Origin of the sequence: Glaciihabitans sp. dw_435, from assembly GCF_018449675.1 — a bacterium.
Classification (GTDB): Bacteria; Actinomycetota; Actinomycetes; order Actinomycetales; family Microbacteriaceae; genus Glaciihabitans.
The window spans coordinates 1-21,405 of the sequence record NZ_JAAVUZ010000010.1 but is presented as its reverse complement, the minus strand read 5'-3'; the positions used below and the strand labels follow the sequence as shown (position 1 = coordinate 21,405).

The 21,405-nt window shown below is 63.8% G+C and carries 26 protein-coding genes; 14 read left to right on the top strand and 12 right to left on the bottom strand.

Going from position 1 to position 21,405, the window contains the following annotated elements; translation table 11 throughout:
• The first annotated feature begins 1 nt into the window (after nucleotide 1).
• The 8 genes from HB677_RS13120 (at nucleotide 2) to HB677_RS13085 (ending at nucleotide 4,794) form a co-directional block, all read left to right on the top strand.
• Nucleotides 2-490 carry a hypothetical protein gene (locus tag HB677_RS13120; protein ID WP_213816176.1) on the top strand — a complete coding sequence of 163 codons (489 nt, stop codon included), beginning with the start codon at nucleotides 2-4 and terminating at the stop codon, nucleotides 488-490.
• The gene (locus tag HB677_RS13115; RefSeq protein WP_213816175.1) at nucleotides 487-1,503 is read left to right on the top strand and encodes a M23 family metallopeptidase; all 1,017 of its coding nucleotides are present in this window, start codon (nucleotides 487-489) and stop codon (nucleotides 1,501-1,503) included. Before HB677_RS13120 ends, HB677_RS13115 begins: the two co-directional genes overlap by 4 nt.
• Complete coding sequence (locus HB677_RS13110; protein WP_213816174.1) at nucleotides 1,500-1,913, top strand: hypothetical protein; 414 nt, start codon at nucleotides 1,500-1,502, stop codon at nucleotides 1,911-1,913. Before HB677_RS13115 ends, HB677_RS13110 begins: the two co-directional genes overlap by 4 nt.
• Before the next feature lie 3 nt (nucleotides 1,914-1,916).
• Nucleotides 1,917-2,234, top strand: coding sequence for a hypothetical protein (locus HB677_RS13105; protein ID WP_213816173.1), 318 nt, complete (start codon nucleotides 1,917-1,919; stop codon nucleotides 2,232-2,234).
• Nucleotides 2,235-2,238: 4 nt separating this feature from the next.
• Entirely contained in the window at nucleotides 2,239-2,601 is a 363-nt protein-coding gene (locus HB677_RS13100) for a hypothetical protein (RefSeq protein ID WP_213816172.1), read from the top strand.
• An 89-nt stretch (nucleotides 2,602-2,690) separates the two neighbouring features.
• Entirely contained in the window at nucleotides 2,691-4,394 is a 1,704-nt protein-coding gene (locus tag HB677_RS13095; protein WP_213816171.1) for a hypothetical protein, read from the top strand.
• Nucleotides 4,391-4,591, top strand: coding sequence for a hypothetical protein (locus HB677_RS13090; protein ID WP_213816170.1), 201 nt, complete (start codon nucleotides 4,391-4,393; stop codon nucleotides 4,589-4,591). The genes HB677_RS13095 and HB677_RS13090 overlap by 4 nt, the downstream gene beginning before the upstream one ends.
• On the top strand, nucleotides 4,588-4,794 hold the full coding sequence (locus HB677_RS13085; protein WP_213816169.1) for a hypothetical protein: 207 nt from the start codon (nucleotides 4,588-4,590) through the stop codon (nucleotides 4,792-4,794). The genes HB677_RS13090 and HB677_RS13085 overlap by 4 nt, the downstream gene beginning before the upstream one ends.
• Here HB677_RS13085 and HB677_RS13080 read toward each other — a convergent pair.
• Nucleotides 4,765-5,553 carry an SGNH/GDSL hydrolase family protein gene (locus HB677_RS13080; protein ID WP_213816168.1) on the bottom strand — a complete coding sequence of 263 codons (789 nt, stop codon included), beginning with the start codon at nucleotides 5,551-5,553 and terminating at the stop codon, nucleotides 4,765-4,767. The two genes, HB677_RS13085 and HB677_RS13080, sit on opposite strands and share 30 nt — an antisense overlap.
• Before the next feature lie 419 nt (nucleotides 5,554-5,972).
• Here HB677_RS13080 and HB677_RS13075 point away from each other — a divergent pair, with 419 nt between their 5' ends.
• Together HB677_RS13075 and HB677_RS13070 are read left to right on the top strand one after the other, a co-directional pair.
• A complete protein-coding gene (locus tag HB677_RS13075; RefSeq protein WP_213816167.1) occupies nucleotides 5,973-6,476 on the top strand; it encodes a hypothetical protein in 504 nt (167 codons plus the stop codon).
• A gap of 85 nt (nucleotides 6,477-6,561) precedes the next feature.
• Nucleotides 6,562-7,278, top strand: coding sequence for a DUF3800 domain-containing protein (locus HB677_RS13070; protein WP_213816166.1), 717 nt, complete (start codon nucleotides 6,562-6,564; stop codon nucleotides 7,276-7,278).
• 460 nt (nucleotides 7,279-7,738) lie between these two features.
• Here the strand turns inward: HB677_RS13070 and HB677_RS13065 are convergent, their stop codons facing one another.
• Both HB677_RS13065 and HB677_RS13060 read right to left on the bottom strand, forming a co-directional pair.
• Nucleotides 7,739-7,999, bottom strand: a complete 261-nt coding sequence (locus tag HB677_RS13065; protein ID WP_213816165.1) for a hypothetical protein — start codon at nucleotides 7,997-7,999, stop codon at nucleotides 7,739-7,741.
• A 159-nt stretch (nucleotides 8,000-8,158) separates the two neighbouring features.
• A complete protein-coding gene (locus tag HB677_RS13060) occupies nucleotides 8,159-8,440 on the bottom strand; it encodes a hypothetical protein (RefSeq protein ID WP_213816164.1) in 282 nt (93 codons plus the stop codon).
• 1,048 nt (nucleotides 8,441-9,488) lie between these two features.
• On the opposite strand from HB677_RS13060, the gene HB677_RS13055 reads away from it, so the two are divergent.
• From HB677_RS13055 to HB677_RS13045, 3 genes are all read left to right on the top strand, one after another.
• Nucleotides 9,489-10,082: a hypothetical protein gene (locus HB677_RS13055; protein ID WP_213816163.1), complete on the top strand. Its 594-nt coding sequence runs from the start codon at nucleotides 9,489-9,491 to the stop codon at nucleotides 10,080-10,082.
• Between the two features lie 360 nt (nucleotides 10,083-10,442).
• Nucleotides 10,443-10,655 (top strand): hypothetical protein, encoded by a 213-nt coding sequence (locus HB677_RS13050; RefSeq protein WP_213816162.1) that lies wholly within the window; start codon nucleotides 10,443-10,445, stop codon nucleotides 10,653-10,655.
• Between the two features lie 841 nt (nucleotides 10,656-11,496).
• A complete protein-coding gene (locus HB677_RS13045; RefSeq protein ID WP_213816161.1) occupies nucleotides 11,497-11,745 on the top strand; it encodes a hypothetical protein in 249 nt (82 codons plus the stop codon).
• Here the strand turns inward: HB677_RS13045 and HB677_RS13040 are convergent.
• From HB677_RS13040 to HB677_RS13000, 9 genes are all read right to left on the bottom strand, one after another.
• Nucleotides 11,694-11,972: a hypothetical protein gene (locus tag HB677_RS13040; protein ID WP_213816160.1), complete on the bottom strand. Its 279-nt coding sequence runs from the start codon at nucleotides 11,970-11,972 to the stop codon at nucleotides 11,694-11,696. The genes HB677_RS13045 and HB677_RS13040 overlap by 52 nt on opposite strands.
• A 5-nt stretch (nucleotides 11,973-11,977) precedes the next feature.
• Nucleotides 11,978-13,300: an MFS transporter gene (locus tag HB677_RS13035; protein ID WP_213816159.1), complete on the bottom strand. Its 1,323-nt coding sequence runs from the start codon at nucleotides 13,298-13,300 to the stop codon at nucleotides 11,978-11,980.
• A 4-nt stretch (nucleotides 13,301-13,304) separates the two neighbouring features.
• Nucleotides 13,305-14,660: an NtaA/DmoA family FMN-dependent monooxygenase gene (locus HB677_RS13030; RefSeq protein WP_213816158.1), complete on the bottom strand. Its 1,356-nt coding sequence runs from the start codon at nucleotides 14,658-14,660 to the stop codon at nucleotides 13,305-13,307.
• Nucleotides 14,657-15,355: a cysteine hydrolase family protein gene (locus HB677_RS13025; RefSeq protein WP_213816157.1), complete on the bottom strand. Its 699-nt coding sequence runs from the start codon at nucleotides 15,353-15,355 to the stop codon at nucleotides 14,657-14,659. Before HB677_RS13025 ends, HB677_RS13030 begins: the two co-directional genes overlap by 4 nt.
• On the bottom strand, nucleotides 15,352-16,422 hold the full coding sequence (locus HB677_RS13020) for an LLM class flavin-dependent oxidoreductase (RefSeq protein ID WP_213816156.1): 1,071 nt from the start codon (nucleotides 16,420-16,422) through the stop codon (nucleotides 15,352-15,354). The genes HB677_RS13025 and HB677_RS13020 overlap by 4 nt, the downstream gene beginning before the upstream one ends.
• A 117-nt stretch (nucleotides 16,423-16,539) precedes the next feature.
• Nucleotides 16,540-17,646 (bottom strand): ABC transporter substrate-binding protein, encoded by a 1,107-nt coding sequence (locus tag HB677_RS13015; protein WP_213816155.1) that lies wholly within the window; start codon nucleotides 17,644-17,646, stop codon nucleotides 16,540-16,542.
• 90 nt (nucleotides 17,647-17,736) lie between these two features.
• Nucleotides 17,737-18,606, bottom strand: a complete 870-nt coding sequence (locus tag HB677_RS13010; protein WP_213816154.1) for an ABC transporter permease — start codon at nucleotides 18,604-18,606, stop codon at nucleotides 17,737-17,739.
• A 13-nt stretch (nucleotides 18,607-18,619) separates the two neighbouring features.
• A complete protein-coding gene (locus tag HB677_RS13005) occupies nucleotides 18,620-19,471 on the bottom strand; it encodes an ABC transporter ATP-binding protein (protein WP_213816153.1) in 852 nt (283 codons plus the stop codon).
• 279 nt (nucleotides 19,472-19,750) lie between these two features.
• Entirely contained in the window at nucleotides 19,751-20,164 is a 414-nt protein-coding gene (locus HB677_RS13000; RefSeq protein ID WP_213816152.1) for a hypothetical protein, read from the bottom strand.
• A 216-nt stretch (nucleotides 20,165-20,380) separates the two neighbouring features.
• Here HB677_RS13000 and HB677_RS12995 point away from each other — a divergent pair, with 216 nt between their 5' ends.
• Nucleotides 20,381-21,241 (top strand): alpha/beta hydrolase, encoded by an 861-nt coding sequence (locus HB677_RS12995; RefSeq protein WP_255546607.1) that lies wholly within the window; start codon nucleotides 20,381-20,383, stop codon nucleotides 21,239-21,241.
• Nucleotides 21,242-21,405: the final 164 nt, after the last annotated feature.

The following is a 21,405-nucleotide window of genomic DNA, read 5'->3' as shown; positions in this document are numbered from 1 at the left end:
GATGGAATACCCCACCATCCCCACCTCGATCGAGGTGGGTGACTTCGTCCAGGCGCGGCTTCACGCCACGACCGAGTCGGAGCAGCCGCCCCTCGTCACCGAGTTCACGGTGTCCGCCATCACGGGCACCGTGTACGACGGCGGCCCTGCAGCGCTGGCGAAGGCGGTCGACACCTCGAGCGGGTGGGAGCTCGCGCTGATTCGCAAGGGCGACCCGGGGCTACCGACCGGGCTCGCCCGGGTGGCGGCGATCCTCACGACCGCTCCGGCGCACCCGGTGAAGTTGCTCGGTTCCGGCACTGACTGGCAGTTGGACGGCGGCGGTCACATCGACTGCACGCAGGTCATCGGCTGGATGCTCTGGACCGCATGGGCGCCGCTGGTGGCCGCGTACGAGGCATGGGAAGCCGAGCAGGTCACGCAGGCCGAAGCGATCGACGACACCCCCGTAGGCCCGATCCCCGGCCTGCCGACACAAGGAGCATCATGACCTGCCGACTCCCCTGGCCCGAGACGTGCATCCCTACCGATCCATGGGATGCAGCCCGTCATCTCAAGGGCGGCGAGTGGGGCGCAACGCTCGCACGCAAGCGCCCGCACCGCGGCGCGGACTGGTCCCGCACTCACATCGAGGCTGAGGGCCTATCCGATCGCGTCCCCACGGTCTCGGCCGGCGAGGTCACTCACGTGCACCGCGGCGACGATGGCGAACTCGGATTCATCGTCGAGATCCGCGACAACGAGGGCTGGTACTGGACGTACGCCCACCTCCGCTCGATCGACAAGAGCCTGAGCGTCGGCGACCATCTCGACCTCGGCGAGACGTTCGCTGTCGTCGGCCAGAGCGGCTCCGCTGCCAGCTTCGACCACCTCCACCTCACGCTTGCCCGCATCCACGGAGCGTGGGCGGGCGGCACAACGTACGACCCGGTCGCCCACATCAAGGCGCGACTGGCAACCACATCCACCGCCGGGAACGGCTCAACACCATTCGAGGACGACATCATGGCCGAACTGACTGACGCGAAGATTCAGGAGATCGCCGCGGCGGTCACGACGAACCTTCTCAACTTCGAACTGCCCGACCGCAACGGTTACGCCGCGCGCCCCATCAAGGACATCCTGCGAGACGCCGGCAACACGACCGTCACGGCGGTCGACCGGCTGCTCAACTACATCCTCCCGGCGCGCCTCGGCTACGGCCCAGCCCCGGTGAAGGATGCGCTCCGCGACGCCGGCGGCAGCTCGGTCGCCGCCCTGGCACTTCTCGCCGGTCAAGTCGCCGCGAAGATCGACACCCCGACCCTCGTCGAGGCGCTCAAGGATCCCGCCGTGCAGGCCGAACTGGCGAAGGGAAGTCAGACGATCGTCCTCGCGGCGATCGCTGCGCTGCCCGCGCAGATCGATGCGCAGCTCGACGACGAACAGACCGAGCTGCTCGCGAAGATCGGCCAGCTTCCCGAAGCTGTCCGCGCTCGCATCTCCGCGGCCCTCGCCTCGTGAGGTTCATCGTGAAGCTTCTCGCGCACTGGTTCTCGCTCATCGCGGAACCGCGCGTGATCCGGCTCGTACAATTCGGCATCTACCTGTGCATGGTTGGTGCCGGCGCGTTCGTGTTGGCGACACCGCCGCACTCCTTCAATGGTGTGCTCGGACCACAGCTCGTAATGGTGTTCGGCATCTTCGTTCTCGTCGGTGCCGTTTTCGGTGCCATCGCGGTCCTGCCCGGCATCTGGTGGCTCGAACGCGCAGGCATCCTGTCGCTCTCCACAGGCCTTGCCATCTACGCGATCGTCGCCTTCACACTCGGAACCAGCCTCGTCGGCACTCTCGTCTGCATCGCGTTCGGCCTCACCTTCGTGCAGCGATGGTCCGAAATCAGGCGCTTCCAGCTCGCACCGAAACGAGGCTAATCCGTGGAACCAGCACAGTTGCTCACGTCGATCCTTGGCGTCGGTGGCGGGGGCGCTGTGCTCCTTGCCCTCATCAACGGACTCGGTAAGTGGATCTCTGGCGCGTCCGGCCGGGAGCGCGAGAAGAACACAGACCTCAGCCTGCAACGCATTACCGCAATCGAAGAAAGAGACGCCGCGAACGCGCGCGCCGAAGAAGCAGACAAGAGGCGCCGGAAGCTGGCCGAGTATGCCTCGCAACTGCGTCAACAGCTGCTCGAGAACGGGATCAACCCGGACGAGTGGCCCCTCGAACGAACCATCTCAAACATCAAGGAGTAGTCGCATGACCCACATCAACACCACCACCGTCCCCCCGATCTGGTACTCCGCGCAGCGCGTCATCCGTACCGCGCTGTCGGTCATCATCTCGATCCTGACGACGCTCGCCGCCGGCGTGCTGTCGCTCAACGCGATCGCACCGCAGATCCTCAGCGAGCTCGCGAAGGTCCTCCCCCCGGAGTGGATCGCGTGGCTTGTCGGCGCGCTCGCCTTCCTCGTCGTCATCGCCGGTGTCGTCACTCGCATCATGGCGATCCCCAAGGTGAATGCGTTCCTGACGAAGCTCGGCGCCGGTTCCGTCCCGAAGAGCGCGGTGGCGAACGGTCTCACCTCGCCCACCGGCACCGTCATTCTCGACGGCAAGTAACCCCGTTGGACCCGCAAGACCCTCCGTACGAAGTCCCGGTAGATCCGATGGACGCCCTGCAATGCGATAGCTGCCAGTAAGGAAATCTGATGACCACAATTGTTGGCACGCTCACCCTCGGTGACGGAGTCACGGGCGCGCGCGCCGCAGGGAAAGATGCGTGGATTGCCATCTCGCCGATGGACACCACGTTCACGAACACCGGCATCCAGATTTCGCGGGACCCGAAGCTCGTGCAGGTCAATGCCGATGGCAGCTGGTCTGTCGACGTGCAGTGGATCGGCGACGTCGGTTACCAGTTCGACGCGGTCACTGGTAGCGGGGAATTCATCGACACCCGCTACGTCCTCGTCCCGGCCACTCCGTCCGTCGTGCTGTACGCCATGCTCGCGGACCTCGTCGCGCCTCAGAGCGCGGTGTACGGGACGGTCACGGCGGCCGTCGCGCAGGCGGTTGCTGCCGCTTCTCAGGCGCTCGCGTCGAAGAACAGCGCTGCTGTCTCCGAGACGAACGCGGCGACCTCCGCTGCCTCCGCCAATAAATCGGCGGTGAGCGCGGGCACTTCGCTGGGCGCCGCGACAACTGCCGCGGGCAATGCGTCGGGCTCGGCAACCGCTGCGGCGACCGCGAAGGCCGGGGCTGATACCAGCGCAGCAGCGGCCGAGACCGCGCGCGCTGCGGCCGTCGTGGCGCGCACGGGCGCCGAGGCTGCTCGAGACGCAGCAGCGGCACACAGCGACCCGCTCGTGCTCCCCGCGGCCGAAGCGCTCGTGTCCCTGATCCACGGGCCCGGGATCGTCAAGGACGAGCTGTCTGCCACTTATGTGACACTCGCCGGCACCGAGCCAATCACGGGACGACACCGGTTTGCGGGGGCATTCACCTCGCGCGATGTGTACGTGACTGCTGACCCCGCACAGACCGGTGGAATCGTTGCGAAGCCGTCCACCGACCTCGCCCCTGGCGTCATTGACTGGCTGCACGACAGTCCGTTCGGGTACCTGTTCCACCTACAGGCCCGGGCGGGAGCCACCGCGGCGTCTCGCATGATTGCGATCGGGCTCGACCACTCCGCTAACGACGGAGCAGACAAGGGTGCTGGCGGCATTCTGATCGCGCAGAAGGCAAACTCGGTCGGATTCGAGCTGTCGCATTACGCAGAAATCACAGGCACCGATTCGTACGGCGTCTACCTCAAGCAGCTCTCCACCGCCGCACCTTTGCAGCGTATGGAGCAGCTTGCGGTGAATGGTGCTCCGTTGGTGGAGATTTTCGTTGGGGCGTCCGGGCACAACGCCACGAGTAAGTCACTGACCTACGTTGACACCCTCGGTAACGCTGGATTCGTCACCCAAGCAGATGGTGTTCTTCACTGGAACCGAAACGTTCTGGTGGCAGACCGAGATGGCACACACCCGTCAATGCTGAGCGTTCAGGAGAACGCGGGAGTAACGAATATCTCGCCGGTCCGCATCTACAGCACCGGCGTGGAGTTCCGTAGCTACACCGGCTCCGGCACGTCCTACTGGCCCAAGCGGCTACTCCACGCAGGAAACCACCTCAAGATTCAGGGTGCTGACACCACGACTGGCGTAGATACGGTGCCCGCCACGTGGATCGACGCGATGGACTTCACCTTCAATGGTGGTGTCGCCAAGATAGGCTTCTTCGGCACGGCCGCGGTAGCGAAACCTGCCGCACTGCCCGCCGATGCGAGCGACCTCGCGACGGCGATCGCGCTTCTCAACTACATCAAGAACTCCGTACTCAAGGCAGAAGGACTCGCAGCATGATAATTGTACCCAAGAAGTTGGACTCGGCTGCAGTTGGGTACCCTCTCGATCTCGACAAGGGCGTCTTCCGCAACCTTACGGTGGACTTCAAGAATCCGGAGGAGCTTGTCACTCTGTCATTCGGCAGTAGCGTCACGTTCGACGGAACCGTTGCGGAACTTCAGACAATCCTCGCAGCGGCGCGGGTGACGCCGTGAACGACCGCAAGCTCAGAATCTCCCACCTGGTCGTGCAGGCTGTCCTCGTTTACGACGACGGGGACGAACTCACGCCGGGACCCGCGCTCAACCCGGTCAGCATGCCGCTGTCGCAGCTCGGCGACTTTGCGGAACGATTGCCGCAAGAGGTCGTCGCACTCGCGACCAAGTTGTCAAGCGAAGTGGATAGCCCCGACCAGTAACTCAGCGATCGCGGCATAGCCGTCGTCGTTGGGGTGGAAATCATCGCTGGTCCCGCCGTAGACGCCAGTCTTACCGGCGGGGCCACGAAGGGCCTCTTTGGTCTGCAAAGTCTGCAATGAGCGGTACACGCCACCCTGCGTTTCGCATTCGGACTTGATCACCGCGTCATAAGGCGCACCACGATCGGGCTGCTGCCACGAGCCGACGCACAGAAGTTTCACGTTGGGCGACGAGGCAACGATCTGTGCCAGGATCGCCCGATAGTCCGTCGTAAAGTCTTCGATCGTCGTCACGTTGTAATCGTTCGTGCCCAGCTCGACAACGGCAAGGTCTTGGTCCGTCCCGAGGTTTTCCAACTCGCTCACGTCTGCCGTGTCGCCGCCATTACGGTGACCTTCGACGGCAACGACTGGGCCAGTTTCCTTCATCGCTTTGACCATGAGGGGACGGAACCCGTTCGCCTCGGTAGAGGCGTACAGGCTACCGGTCAATGAGTCACCGATAAACAGCACCTTGAGAGGATCAAGGCCGCGCGGCACGTCAAGAACGGGCAGAGCGGTCGGGGTTGGGTCCGGTGGAATCGTGTAGCTCAGCGTGCCCGCCGCGGTCGGCGTCGACTTATTCGACAACGCGACTCCTGACAGCACTCCCGCGACGATTCCGAGAACTACGACACCGCCGACCGCGAGCCAAACCTTGCTCTGCTTGCGGACGTTGCTGCGAGAACGATAATGGTTGCGGGACTTAGAAGCGGGCATGCTCCGAATCCTAATTGAACAGCACTCAGTAAATAAACGACAAGTGTCAACCTGTCCCAGTAACTCCACAGTACGACGCACAGAACCCCCTCTCACCTTCACGGGTGGGAGGGGGTTCTTTTGTGCGTTACCGGCCAGCAGCCCACGCGCCAGGTCGTTCGGGCGACAGTTGCGCGGCGGTCTCCGCAGGTTCGTTCACGAACGTCGCCGACATGTCCGCGAGCTACTGGTCTTGACGCACCCAAGCAGTGCTCCGTCCGCGCGAGCAGATGACCGCTCCAAGGTAAATGCTGAAGGGCACGACACGTTTGAACGGATTGCCAGGCCACGGCTCGGGCACCGGATAGCGCTAATCACTCGGCCAGCATGTCCTCGTAACGATGAGCCGCAAGACCGGGTCGAGTTGATAGTTTCGACAAATGGACGTATTCGCAGCACTTACTGTCGTCGTGGCCGTTATCTCGGCTTTCATCTCTATCGTTTCGGTAGTTGACGCCCGCAGGTCCCGGCGCCAAGCAATCGACTCCGCGGAAGATGCCAAGTCTCAAGCAAATAACGCGATCCAGGCGGCCCGGGATTCAGCTGCTGCTAGCCAGCGAATGGCGGACGCTCTTGAGCTGGCGAACAACCGAGCGGCGGAGACCGATGCCGCGAGCATTCCTTGGACCGTATCAAAGGAAAGTGCCGAACGCTGGAGACTTACAAACGCTACCGGTGGACGAGCCCAATACGTTCGGCTCTTCCCCCAGGATGGCGTTCAGATCCAAGCGGAAGACGGCAAGGAATCACGAGACATCGAGCGCGGCGGGCCTGTTTTCGTGTTTTTTGGCGGCGGCATGACCGACCCCACAACTGCAGAAATCCTAGTCACTTGGAGCGATGCAGCGGGATCGGCGAAGTCGTTCACTGTAACCCTTGCCTAGCGCCCCTGAATCGAGATCTCAGTGCAGCTGAGTCTGTTTTCTACCAGAACCGGTAATTTGTGCAATCGTGGGCCAAACTCAGAACATGCTCCTGTGCTTCGTCGATGAGTCGTTCAAGGATGATTTCTACGGTTTCGCCGGAGTCATTGCAGACGAGTACGCCACCAAGGACCTCACTCAGCGAATCAACTCCGTCATGCGCCAAGTCAGCGTCGACTGGGGAATACCGGATTCGACCGAGGTCCACGGGTACCCGCTGTTTCATGGGAAGGAAGCTTGGCAACCGATAGGAGCTCGAGCCCGCGTCGGTATTTTCGAAAAGTTGGTAAATGCCATCGTGGAATCCGATGTTCAACTGCTATTGCGTTCCATACATAAAGAACGGCTGGCCCGGCGCCAGGCGAGCGAGAGCTACCCCGTGAACTTTCCGCCGGAACAGGTCTGTTTTCAGCACATCTTGCAACGCGTAGACAGAGTTGCGCGAGCGAGAGACACACACGCCTTGGTGATCGCTGACGAGCGAGGCGACCGCGAGCGTCACCGCGAGCGCTTTGCGATGTACCAGACCGTCGGCACGCCAGGCGTTTACATGCAGACTCGACTGGATCGTCTCCTCGATACCGTGCATTTTGCGCCCAGCCATCACTCTCGAATGCTGCAAGCCGCGGACATGCTCGCGTTCATCTACCGCCGGGTAAGCACAGTCCATGAAAGCGATCCTCGATCGCACATTGTCATGCAAAGAATCTGGTCTGCGATCACTGACTCCGGAAAGGTATCCGACGTGGGTCAGTGGCCTTAAGCACGACAACCCCGCTCTGGGCGGGGTTGAAGGCGATGCGGGCGGCTTACGCGGCCTACAAGAGGAACGTTAACAGGTCGACGCCAGAAACACACACATTTGTGCCGATCGTGTCGCGCCCTCCGCTTCCCCCGTTCGACTTGGAGGGCTTACAGACGGATGCAGTGGTCATGCCTGCCGAGTGACAGCGCCGGCCCACACCCACACTTGCTCGCTGGTCCTACCCGGTGGTGAATATCGAACGAGTGCGGCCCGAGTCGTAAACTCAATGCACTCCGCCGGCACTCGCACGGGCCCGCCGGGAAGCCGCAGCCACACAAACACAGCGATAGGAGTTCGCGGCTTCTTCGGCGGATCCGCCACGAGGTCCAGCTCCTCAGCGCTCAGCGTCTGGCCGTTGGCCCACGCGCCAGATGGGGGTCGCTCTTCGACGTCAGTTCTGTTTTTATCCGCGCTGTCGCTAGCGATATTCGGGAGAAGCGCTACGGAGCCACAGCTTGAATTTCTCGAAGGCTTCGCTCACCGAGCAGTAGTAAGGATCGAAAGGCGGCGCGTCGCGAGGAACTGGGGCGTGCGAATCAACGCGAAACCTTTCTTCCCCGTTCGCAAATTCCCGATGGATGTAGGCGATCCGCTGGGTGGATCCCTCGTAGTCAGACGGAAGCCTTATGGACCAACGACCCTCTCCAAGATCGACGAGTTCAAAATCGTCTGTTTTCATGAAAGAAATGTACGGCGACGATGTGGCCGCTGTCACTACCGCCCTAATCGCATGCAGCACGCTCATTTAGACGATCCGGAGTCAAGAGTCGTGATTGCGGAGTTACACGCAGGAGGCGAAAAGGGAGCCTTCGGCGGTGGGGCCTGTTTTGTCGTTCAGTCAGCGAGCCCGAGCGGCCCGAACAATCAGGAGGGCGACGAGCATGATCACACCGAGCACGGCGGCAACCAGCCCAAACGCCGTCCATCCGTGAGCGGCGACCACTTCGCCCTCGTCATACCCGCCACCAAGTGCAGGTACATAGTCGGCACTCATCTGTGCGTTGTCCGCTACCCGGTTCGCCACGAGAGTAATCACACCGCCCAGGATGAGCAGCGCACCACCACCCCACAGCAGGATCACTTGGTACAGGTTCGACTTGGCGGCAGCAGTGACAGTCATGCTGGCGAGCCTATCGACCGTTGTCTGTTGAAGCTATGCACCGACCGCGGCGCTGTAATCTTCACTTCTGAGTCTCTGAGGGCGGTTCTTTTCCCCGGCGCAAAGCGTCCTATTGGGCCGCCAGCCTTGCAACCCTGCATACGGGGCACACCCAGTAAGGATGCGTGGTAGTGCCGGCGATTTCCAGTGGAGTGAGACACTCTGAACAACTCGGCGGAAAGTCGTGGTCCATGGATCGGGATGCTACGCCGCCTCGGCCTCGAAACGCCAGAACAACAACAGGGATTCAGTGGCGGGAATGGCCCGGCCCATGATTCCCCTTTGGACCGGGCCTGCGTCATAGGAACCTTCCCGAAGCTGACGCTCGACGGCTGGTACCCGAAACCATGCCGTTACGTTGATCCTAATTGCACAGAATGAGTTGTGTACCCCCAAAACTGGGGCGTCGGACGGGTCCTGCGCTACACCCGCGAGGTGTTGACTTGCAGCGCTGGTTCCCGCCGCCCGGGTGAACCAGACGCTTGATGCAACACCCCCCCACCTTGCATCAGGCATAGCGTGGCTGACACCTCGAGACGTCGCCACGCGGGAGATGTCCGGCGCAGCCCTAGAGCAGCGCCGGACATTTCCGGGTGCCGAAATCTGAAAGTGTTCCGCAGATGTTGTCCACCTGTGGAAAATCGACGCGATGGACTTCTGCGAAGCACCTCGGCTGCAGGTATCCCTGTCAGGCAAGCCGGGCAACACGACAAATCGGACAATACCAATAGGGATATCCCGTAGTTCCTGCAACCTCAAGAGGTGTCAGGCAGTCAAGGCAGTTGGGTGGCGCAACGTCATCGTCCATCCCCGCAACCATGCCACCGTGCGCGATCGCTCGCTAGCGTGTCGGGCGAACGAGGAAGCGTCAGACGAAAAATAGGTATATAGCGGCCGCAGCCGAGGCGAGGCCTGCCATCACGGCAGCTGTTAGAACGCGGAGGGCGGATAGGTGGACGACCACGAGCTAACCTGACCTCAAGTCACTGCGATTCGAAGGGGCGCCTCTATGTTCAATTTCTTCTGGGTGAGCATTGCAACACCTATAGCTGTCGCTCTTTTCACCACTCTCGCGGTGGAATACTTCGCCAAGCCTCAGCTAGACGCAAGAAAAGAACGCCTTCTTACAGATCGACGCAATCTGGACGAACTGATCTATCGCTTTCAAAAACTTGCACTCTCGCTGGGATCCATTCCGCCACTGCCTGGAGTTGGAAAAACCGAACACGACCTCATGGGCGCGATGAGGGAACAGGCTGTCGCTCAGGCCTTCACGGACGCGCGAGACACCTCGGACGCATTGTCGCGACTATCTCCGCGATACACCGAAAGACATCATCCTCACATCACACGCACCGCTCTGTTCCTTGGCTATATAACCGGTGTCGCAGCCACAGGGAAGCGCGATGTTCAATACGCAACGACAGAGCTGGCGCCGCTCGGCGGATACCTTGAGCTGTTCGACGTTTACTTTCGAGCCAACGTCGGGCTGCAGGACAGCCAAGAGCCTTGGATCAGAAGATGGTTTTGGCGCCACAGCAGTGCAGGAGAATACGAAGCGGCGGCGCAGAGGAAGATCCAAGAATTGGGCTTAATGGAGTAGTGCTTGTGTCGTCTCGACGTCCCAGACCGTACGGAGCGATCCGAAAGAGCCTGCTGCGGTGGTTCGATGCATTACCCGAGTCAGTCTACTCACCTCAAGTCTGGTGCCACTTATAGGAATGACTCGCTAGCCGCCGGACGAGCGATCCCTAGGCTCAGTCCATGGTGACTAAGCCGAGTGGATCGCGGCGGCGGCGCAGATCTCCGCTCCCCGAATTCATCCGCATCGCACGAGAGGACGCCGAACAAGCAGGAAGAGTCTTACAGCTCGCGCACGCCAACGTGTGCTCAAGTCCCGCTGGCGCTCGTACCGGTGCGCGGGTAAATCGAAAGCCCCGTGACGAAACGGATGGATATATCAATGGCCTCTGAACCGTCTGACGCCGCCTATAAGCGCGCCGGCCAGCTCATCGCTGTATTCTCTGTCCGCTTCGCATACGAAGACGCCGACGCCGCAGCGGAGGTCGCTGGAAAGTTGGCAGCAATACAGCTGAAAGATAGCGCCGCCACGACCGGTAGCAACGTCGCCGAGCGGCGCGAGCTCCAGTCGCATGACGGAGCGTCTGAATCGTGACCGGCCGCGTTGAGGTCGATCCACTTTTTTGCGGTCATGGGACTCACGCCATAAGCGGTGTACTCACGAAAGGTCAAGAGGGTCCCTGGACTCAGCAACGCCGCGAATGCCACGAACAATGCGTGCAGCGCGCCGCGCGCGCTGTATCCCACGGTTATCAGGTCCTCTACTTCTTCCCTATCGATGAGGCCGTGAGGCTCATCCTTCGTCCGGGTGGTCCACAGGCAGACGAGTTGCGCGCGCGGATATTGGAAAAGAGACGCACGAGACTCGGGCCCTAGTCCGTTGCTCCACCTCGCAACTGAGCGCGGAACTCAATTACCTGGCGCTCAAGTTCGTCAATCGACGGCCCTCCCGCCCAGTGTGCACGCTTAGCGTGCTCGCGCGGCGTCAGTCTCAAAGCCTCCGCAAGCCCCGCGCGGAGGATCCGAACGGCCTCCGCGACATGCGGATTCACGACAGCATCAAACTCCGAAAGCTCCTTTGAGCCCGGCCCAGTCTCGAAGGTCATAGTGAGAGAGTAGCTGAGGCGTTCTCGTCGCAACGGTCCCACGGGACTGACGAGTTGCTCCGAAGTTACTCCGATAAAACATCGGCAAAGGGCGACATTCATCGCCATCTATTGAGGTCTACTGCCCGCATGTTTAGGCGTCAAAGCTAGTCATCAGCATCTATTGATAGCGGTGCATTACTAATCCGCGGGTCGCGGGTTCGAGCCCCGCGGGGCCCACCGTACGGGATCCATGTGGATGCCATTTCTCTCTCCGTTCTCGGCGTGCTGCCGATTGCTCCACGACGTCACAGCGCAGCGGCATCCGCGCCGAGGTGAGAACATGCAGGGGTGAGCAATGGATCCACACCCGCACACCCGTCCGTCAACGTTGAAGTTCTCGCTGCATCGGCGGCGGAGAACAACGCGCTCGTCGACGAACTCGTAGCACTGATCAACGAGGCCTACGCCGCGGGCGGTGACGGGCTCTGGAGCGACGGCGGCGCTCGCACCACACCTGATGAGGTAGCCGATCTCGTCAGTACCGGTCAGATCGCCGTCGCCCGCGCGAACGGCCAGCTCATTGCCAGGGCTGCGTAGATCCCGGCCGCGGCCAGCGCCAGGTAGAGCGCGCCGACGTCCCGCACGAGGTGCTCGTTGTACGGGCCGTCGATCGCGACCCACGGCCCGAGGCCGAGCCCCGGGAACGCGTCGTAGAACTCGAGCGGGAGGAACGCTGCCCAGACCCCGACGACCGCCCCGATGATCGAGGTGATCCACAGGTAGATGCGCCGCGGTGTGAGACCAATGCTGGGTAGGAGGTTCATACCCCCTACGACGATGCAGCCACCGGAATTGTGAGGTGACGCTGCCGCAGGATGACCCGCACGAGGAGCACGTTCGAGACGAGCAGCAACCCCGCGATCACCATCACCGCGGGCCAGGCTCCCCAGGCGTCATAGGCGGCGAACGCGACGAGCGGGCCGACGACGGCGCCGAGATCTCCGGCCGTGCGCGTGATGCCCACCACGAACCCGCTCAGGTGAGGCGGCACGGACTCGCTCATCATCACCGACGGCACCACTCCGGCGACGCTGGTCGTGAGCCCGTAGAGCACGATCACCAGCGCGAAGATCCACGGCCCCTCGGCCAGCGGATACAGCAGCAGCGCGACGGCGGCGGCGATCGTGCTCGGCACCAGCACCACGATGCGGAAGCCGCGGTCGATCAGCGGCCCGACCACCGGCATCACCGCCAGCGACACGAGGGTGGCGGCGGCCAGCGCAAGACCGAGCGTGAAGGGAGTCAGTCCCCCGCGCGCATAGCCGAGCACCGGCGTCAGCCCCTGCTCTCCGCCGAAGCGGGCGAAGAAGGTGGCAAACGAACTGATGGCCAGCGCCGACACGACGCCGACGATCGCGACGGTAGATGCCGCACGGGGAATACGAGTGCGCGGGGCGGATGACTCGGGCGCAGGGTCATCCCGAATCGCGTCCGACCCCACCCGTGACCGCGCGGGCACCAGCAGGGGTTTCCAGTAGTGGGTGGCGGGTCGTACGGCGTCCCAGAGGAGGCAGAGTGCCAGCGGCACGCTCGCGACGATGAAGGCCACCTCGATGGGGAACCAGGTGAGCACGAGCCCACCGAGGAACGCCCCGAGTGCTCCGGCCGACATCTGCACCGCGGTGGCGGTGGCCATGACGCGTCCGCGACGGTCCGGCGGCGCACCCGCGACGAGGAGGGCGAAACCGATCGTCACTGCGGCGCCGCCGAAGATTCCGGCGAGCACGCGAAAGACGATGAGTGTTGTCGGGTCACCGCTGAAACCGGTGGCCGCGGTGATCAGCACAAGCAGCACCGCGACGATGCGCAGGTAGGGCCGGGGCGACCAACGTCGCAGCGCGAGACCGGCGGGGATGTTGGCGATCACCCGACCGACACCGAAGGCCGCGATGATCGGACCGAGAATGAGGGCGGATGCCCCGAACTTGGCGATGTACAGCGGAAGCGCCGGCACGATCGTGCCCCAGGTCATCTGGGTCGCGCCGATGAGGCAACAGATCAGAAGGGTCTGTTCCCCCACCGAGGAGATGCGGGACCAGCCCGGCCGGCGGGGTCGCTGTCCCGCCGGCGGCGCCGGAATCGTCGAGGTCACGCCATCACGACGCGAGGTTCTCGCGCAGGGTACGCCCGGGGTATGGAGTGCCCATGACACCGCGACGGCGCAGCTCCGGCACCAGCAGCTCGATGATGTCGACGTACGACGCCGGCATGCTCAGCGGGTTGCCGATCATGTACCCACCGTTTGATCCGGTGGCGGCGAAGTTCTCTTCCAGCTGGTCGGCCAGCTGTGCCGGCGTGCCCGAGAGGGTGGACGCGTAACCCACGGCGTGCTCCCACCCACGGGAGAAGAACTCGGTGCGGGACATCGCGTAGTCGGGGCCGAGGTCGGCCACGAGCGATCCGACAAAGCCGGACGGCGACGCCTGCGCCGCGATGATCTCGGCGTTTAACTCGCCCAGGATGATCGTGTCACCGACGGTCGAGAAGTCGTAGCCCGAGTTGTAGGAGAGGTAGGCGCCGACCGCCTCGTCTCCCCAGTAGGCGAGCATCTCCTTCTTGCGGGCTCGCGCCTCGTCCTCGGTGCGCCCGATGACGAGCTGCGTCGCCCAGAGAATGCCGACGTCCCGCGGGTTGCGTCCGTTGGCCACCAGTTCGGCGTCGAGCTTCGTGCGGTGACGCATCTGCGACGCAACGTTGCCGCCGATGCCGAAGATGAGGTCGGCGAACTTCGCACTCGTCGCGATGCCCTGCGGTGAAGCGCCCGCCTGCACGAGCACGGGGTGCCCCTGCGGGCTCGGCACGCTCGTGAGCGGACCCTTCACGTCGAAGAACCGTCCCCGGTGATCGATCGCGTGCACCTTGCTCGGGTCGGCGAACCGCCCGGTCTCACGGTCCATGACGATCGCGTCGGGCTCGACGGAGTTCCACAGGCGCTGGCAGACGTCGATGAACTCCTCCATGCGCTCGTAGCGCAGGGAGTGTTCGAGCAGCTGGTCGTAACCGTAGTTGGCTGCGTCGGCGAGACGGGTCGAGGCAACGACGTTGAAGGCGATGCGACCGGATGTCACGTGGTCGAGCGAGTTCAGCAACCGGGCGACATAGAACGGGTGCATGAACGTCGAGGAGTAGGTGAGTCCGAACCCCACGTGCTCGGTGACCGCGGACATCGCCGCGATGAACGGGCTCATGTCGTGGCGGGGCCACTGCACTCCCCACTCCACGGCGGCGTCGGTGGAGCCGCGCCAGGTGTCGGGCAGTCCCGTGCCATCCCCGAAGAACAGCATGTCGATACCCCCGCGCTCGGCGGTGATGGCGAGCTCCTGGAACATTTTCACGTCGGGGAAGGTACGTCCCGCCCACGAACCGGGGCGGGCCCAGCGTCCCTCCGAGTGGGTGAACGACAGGTCGAAGGCGAGGTGCAGGTGCTTCGGGTCCTCGTGCGCGGCGCTCATGCGGACACGCCCCGTGCACGCGAAGCAAGCACGGATGCCCGGGCGGAGGCCGGAGCCGACGCGGTGAAGAGGTCGGTGAGCTCTGCGCTCGTGGTGATCTGTCCCACGTTGAGGGCGAGCTGCTCGAGGGCGTTCTCGTTGATGCGCACCTCGTAGGCGGCGGTAGCATCCGCGGGGATGACGACCGGGTAGTCAAGCTGCATTGCGTCCGTCGCGGTGGCGGCGACGCAGCACTCGCTGGTGAGGCCGGTGACGGCAACCCACTCGATACCCTTCTCCCGCAGCATCGCGTCCAGACCGGTCTCGAAGAAGCCGCTGTAGACGCGCTTGACGACCCGGATTTCTCCGTCGGCGGGCTCGAGCCCGCCGTACCACTCGGCTCCGGGCGTACCGATCACGCACGGTTCATCCGGTGACTGCGCGGAGTCCAGCGCCCGCCCCCGCAGCCAGTGGCTGGCCTTCCACGTGCGACCAGGGTCGGAGCCCAGCTCGATCCACACGACGGGCACGCCGAGGGCGCGGGCCGAGTCGACGAGGCGCACGATGGTCGCGATGGCGTCGACTACGGACGCGGATGCCTCGGCATCGAGTCCATAGTCGCCGAGGTAATCCGGGTCGCCGAACGACCGCTGAACGTCAACGACCAGGAGTGCTCCGGCGCGGGACGACAGCTCGGCCAGGCCCGCGGCGGTCACGCGGACACCTCGGACGAGGCATCCTGTGCGCGAAGAACCGGCAGAACACTCTCGCCGAACGGGGGGATGTCCTCGAGGTAATCGGGGAAGATCAGCATGATGCCGTCGAGCTCCGCTCCCTCGACGACCGTGTTGATGTGGCCGATGACGGTGTCGGGCGACCCGAACACGTAGGGGGTCTGGAAGGCGTCGATGCCGGTGGCGGATTCGGTCCACGAACTCACGCGGTCGGCGGGCATGCCCCACGAGAGGCGCATGTTGGCGAGGGCCTCGCGGTCGACGCCGACTCCGATGTCGGTGACGCGCTTCTCGGCGGCGGCGTCGGTGTCCGCGAGGACCACCGTGAGCATGCCGTAGGTCTTGACGTCGCGGCCGGCGGCGGCCGCACGGTCGTGCACGTCGCGGGAGGCGGTGCGCAGCTCCTCCATGGTGGAGCCGGAGAGGAAGGCGCCGTCGCTGCGGCGGGCCTGGAAGTCGCGGCCAAGGGCAGAGCTTCCCGCGCTGATGATCGTCAACGGGTTCTCGGGGTGGGGGCGTGATTCGCAGTCGGTGAGGGTGAAGAATTCGCCGTCCATGGTGACGGAGTCTTCGGTCCAGAGGCGGGTGACTGCCTCCGTCCACTCGTCGACCATGCGGTACCGGGCGTCCTTGGACATGTCGGCGTCCCAGATTCCCATCTGCTGAAATTCGTCGGCGTATGCGCCGGAGACGATGTTCATGCCGGCGCGGCCCTCGGCTACCTGCTGCAGGGTGACGAACATCTTGGCGGCGATGGCGGGGTGGTGCACGTTCGCGTGTACGGTGGCCCAGACCTTGACGCGCTCGGTTGCCTCGGCGATGCCGGTCATCATCGTGATGGACTCGAGCGAGCGGCCCCAGTGATCGGTGCTGCCGCCGAAGCCGCGCCACTTGGCCATCGACATCACAAAGTCCATGCCGGCCTCTTCTGCGAGGATCGCGGACTTCTTGTTGTAGGCATAGCTGCCGTCGGGGTGTGGGGCGGTGTCGGACACCAGCCATCCGCCGTTGCCGATGGGGAGGAAGATCCCGTATTCGTGGTCTGACATGGTGCGTACTTCTCTCGTGTCATCGTCGAGGTGTGGGTGAATCAAAGGTTTTCGGGCGCCGCGCTGCTGCGTCCGCGCGTGCAGTGCTGCCGCGCGACGCCCGAAGGGTGAAGCAGGTTACGGCGCGGGCCAGATGAGCGTCGTGCCGTTGTAGATGTTCTTGATGAAGGAGTCGTCGAAGTACGACTGCACATCGGCCGGGGCCTTCGTGATCTGCTTGGTGTCGAGCAGGAAGGTCGACAGGGCGTCGACATTCTTCGTGTCAACGAGTCCGAGCGGACGGTCGGCGGGCTGGTTATCGCTGATGATCTTGGACTCGGTGCCCCAGACCTTGATGTTGTGCGCGACGTCGTAGCCTTCGCCCGAGAGGGTGGAAGCCCAGTCGACGCACTTCTTGGTGTCATCATCACAGTCTGCGATGGCCTTGATGCTTGCGCGCATAAAGTCCTCGACGGCCGTCGGGTTTGCCTTGGCGAACTTGGGGTTCACCGCGACGGTGCCGAGCGAGCTCGGGATTCCGTAGTCAAACGGACGCCAGACCTTCACGTCGAAGCCAGCCTCCTCGAGCAGGTTGGGCTCGTTGGAGATGAAGCCCGTGAGCGACTTGACCTGCTTGCGCGGGAGGATCGTCGGGTCGTAGCCAACAACAACCTGCTTCATCGACGAGACGTCGGCGCCGGCCTTGGTCAGCATGGCGGAGACGGCGGGCGGAAGGTCGCCCTTCTGACCGAGGGTCGTGCCATCAAGCTGCTTGAGGTCAGTGACATCCGTATCCGTCATCAGGATCTCGAGGCCCACGTCGGACAGCGTCGAGATGCCGAGGATGTCGATGCCGTTGTTCTGTGCCTGGATGAGGTTCTGCTCGCCGACACCCGTGAAGGTGACGCGACCGGATGCCAAGAGCTGGGTGTTCTCGCCGGTGTCACCGGTTCCCGGCTTGATGTCGACGTCGAGGCAGAGAGCGTCGAAGTAGCCCAGTTCCTTGGCGGCGACGACGTTGAGGATCGACGCGGACGCCTGGTAGGCGTAGCCCGTGAGGAAGGTGATCTTTCCGGCGGCCTTGTTCTCGGCGCAGCGCTCCTTCGAGATCAGCGATCCCGACGCCGCGGCGGGGGTGGAGCTGGACGATGACGCTGCTGTTGTCCCCGTGCTGCAGGCGGTGAGGCCGAGCGCGGCCGCGGCAAGCACGGCAACGGTCACGGCCAGTGTGGTGCGTGAAGGCATAGCTGTCTCCTAGAGAGGTGGGTGGGATGCGAGAGGCGGTGCTGTGGAGCGGTGAGCTGTGGTGCGGGGAAAGGTGCGGAAGTAGGGGTGTCAGCTCTTGTTGTCGAGCATCGACTCGTGCCAGTGGAGGGCACGGCGCTCGATCGCGGTGATGATCGCGAGCAGTGCGGAACCGAGGACGGCGAGGCAGAAGATGGCGGCGTAGACAACGGCGAGCTGGCTGTTGGAGAACGCGATGCTGATCGTTGTTCCGAGTCCCTCTGCGGCACCGGGGGCGGACAGTTCGGCCACGACGGCACCGATGATCGACAGCGGGAAGACGATGCGCAGGGCGGTGAAAAGATACGGCAACGCCGTGGGCATCCGCACGTGGAAGAGCATCTCGAGCCGGGAGGCGTGCAGCGTGGTGAAAACCTGCAGCACCTGGGAGGGCACCGACCGCAGGCCCGTCGATACGTTGATCAGGATTGGGAAGAAGCAAATCAGCGCGGTGACGATGAGCTTGGGCTGCGGGCCGAATCCGAAGGCGATGACCAGCGCCGGCGCGATCGCCACGAGCGGCGTCACGTTCAGCACCACGGCGAGCGGCATGATCGCGCGCTTGGCCAGCGGCAGCTCGGAGACCAGGATTGCGATCAGGTAGGCCGCGACGAACCCGATGGCGAGTCCGATCAGCGCGACCTGCAGCGTGGACCACGCGTTGGACACGTAGTAGGACGGGTTGTGCGCGAGGGCTCCCCACACGTCGCTGAGCGGAGGCAGCAGGTAGGGGTTGTTCTTCGCGACGAAGTTCCAGAGGAAGCCAAGCGCGACGAGCAGCACGACGACCGGGAGCCAGAACGACGGCTTGATGAAGGCAAGACGGGGCGACAACTTGCCGACCTTCTTGACGGGCAGCGGCTGCTCCGCACGCGGAGCGTCGACGACCGCGGCGGATTCGGTGGGGTTCATGAGTACCATGGGCGTCTTTTCCTTACGCAACGCTCGGAAGCGCGTTCTGCTGCCACGAGGTCTGCAGGTGGTCGCGAATGATGTCTTCGAAGTGGTGGAAGTCGGCGGTCTTGAGCATCGCCTCGCTGCGCGGACGCGGAAGGGTGATGTCGACCTCGGCCGTAATGCGTCCCGGTCGGGCGGACATCACGAGCACCTTGTCGGACAGGCGGACTGCCTCGGACACCGAGTGGGTGACGAAGACGACGGTGGTGTTCTGCTCGTCCCAGATGTCGAGCAGCTGGCCCTGGATCGCCTCGCGGGTGAATTCGTCGAGGGCCGAGAACGGCTCGTCCATGAGCAGCACGTCGGGCTGTACGCCGAACGCCCGCACGATCGCCGTGCGCTGCTGCATTCCGCCGCTGAGCTGGGCGGGGAGTTTGTTGAACGCGTCACCGAGGCCTGCCTTGGTGAGGAGGTCACGCATGTCCGGCTTAGCCTTCTGCAGGTGACCGTCGATGCGCTGGCGGCGGCGGTCGGCCGCGGAGTTGATCTTCGCCGGCATGCTGACGTTCTTCAGAACGTTCAGCCACGGCAGCAGCGCGGGAGTCTGCGGCACGAGGCCGATCATCTTGGCGACGCACGCTCGCTCGGGGGTGACGCCGAAGACGCTGACGTCACCGGCATCGGGCTCCTCGAGCCCCGCGATCATGCGCAGCAGTGTCGACTTGCCACAGCCCGACGGACCGATGATGCTCACGAACTGGCCGCGTTCGATCGTGACGTCGACGCCGTTGAGGGCAACGTGCTGGTCGGCGCCGGATCCGTAGATCTTCACCGCGCTCTGGATACTAATGGAGTTCGGCGTACTGCCGGCTGCGGAATCACCCGTCATGGGATCACACCAACTTTCTGAACGAACGGTATGGAAAAAGGAGCGCGCGCGACGGCGCAGTCGGGAAAGGGGGTAGCGCGACAGGAGCTGCCAAAGAGGCCAGATAACTCACTCGTGCCTCCAAGGCTCACATCGCATCTATCAAGAAAGAGAGAAGGAGAGCGGGCGGGTGAAGTGTTCGACGAAGAACAAATGGCCCGCGGAGGTCCGTTGCGTATGACTCTACGAGTCGACTGTTTCCGGAAAGTTACCGCGTTCATTTCGCGGAGGTAAATTCCTCTACGGCGAGAGAAGCTCCAACGAGCCATCCGCCCGATACACATATACGTCTATATGCATATCCTGTGCCGCGGTGCTCGGCCACGTAGCCGGTGTGAAGAATCGTGACTGCGGTTCGCTGAGGCACATCACCAAACGCGGACGCGTCGGGAGCACTCCGCGGAGCCACACCAGCTTGAACATGTCGGCGAGGGCGCCGTTGCGGTGGGCGGATTTGGGCGGTCCCATGTTGGTTACCAGCTGCACGAGAACGCTCTCGGCCTGGTCGATTCCCTCTACCTCAACGCGGAGGTTGCCGGCCAGAATCAGGGTGCGGGGTTCGAGGGTGACATGCAGCAGAGCGCCGATCGCCTGCAGCATCGCGTGTTCGGTGGATTCCTCCGCGATACGGCCCGTTGCTCCGATGTGCGCCACTGCCACTCCGTCCCGGCGGCTCTGCCCCGCCTGCTGTCGGGCCCAGTGTATGGCGGCCGCGTTTCACCGGTGTTTCGCGCACACCGTACTCGCCCGGGCAGCACTTTGCAGTCCCTCGATCGCGGGCTCCGCGACGGGTTGACTGGGAAGACACGAGTTGGTCCGATCACGTACCCGTCGTGATCTCCGGGCCGCCCGAACCCGAGAGGAAGATCGATGAAACGTTCACTGTCCCCGCGCGCCCGAATCATCGGCGTCGTGGTTGCCGCCCTCGCGCTGATTGCCGCAATGGTCGTTCCGGCCACCGCGAGCGCCACCACCGGAACCCGACACGGTTCCACCCCCGCCACCACCAAACCCACCATCGTGCTCGTGCACGGCGCCTGGGCAGACGGCACGACTTGGGCCGCCGAAGTTCTCGCCCTGCAGAAGAAGGGGTACACGGTTCTGGCGGGACCGAACAACCTCCGCGGAGTGGCGGACGACGCCGCCTACCTGCGGCAGTTCCTCACCACCATCAGCGGCCCGGTCGTGCTCGTCGGCCACTCGTACGGCGGCTTCGTCATCACCAACGCCGCGACCGGGCTGGCGAACGTGAAGGCACTCGTCTACATCGACGCCTTCATTCCCGATGAGGGCCAGACGGTCGCGGGACTCACGGCGGGCACCGGATCTGCGCTCGAACCCGCGCTGGCCGACCCCACATCGGTGTTTACGCTGCGTCCCTACCCCGGAGCGCCAGAGGGAGTCGCCGACACCTACCTGCTGCCGGAGGTCGTACGAAACTCCTTCGCCCAGGATCTGCCGGCGGCCGCCGCCAACCTGATCGCCGCGACGCAGATGCCGGCGTCGAGCGCCGTGCTCGGACAGCCGTCCGCCGCACCCGCGTGGAAGGACATCCCCTCGTGGGCGCTGGTGGGAACCCGCGACAAGATCATCACCCCCGCGACCCAGCGGGCGATGGCGGTCAACGCGGGCTCGACGATCTCGACAGTGAAGTCCTCACACGTCTCCCTCATCTCCCACCCTGCGACGGTAACGAAGCTGATCATCACCGCGGCGAACGCGGTCGGCTAACACCCGGCGGGAGAACCTGGCGAGTGGCGGGGGGAAAAACCCCCCCCCCCCCCCGCGGTCTCCCCCCCCCGCTGCCTGCGTTTTCTCCCGCCACGGGACACATGTGCACGGTGACGAGTTTTGCCCCCAGTTGTGGGGGTGGGGGGGGCCCGGGGGGCCGCCGG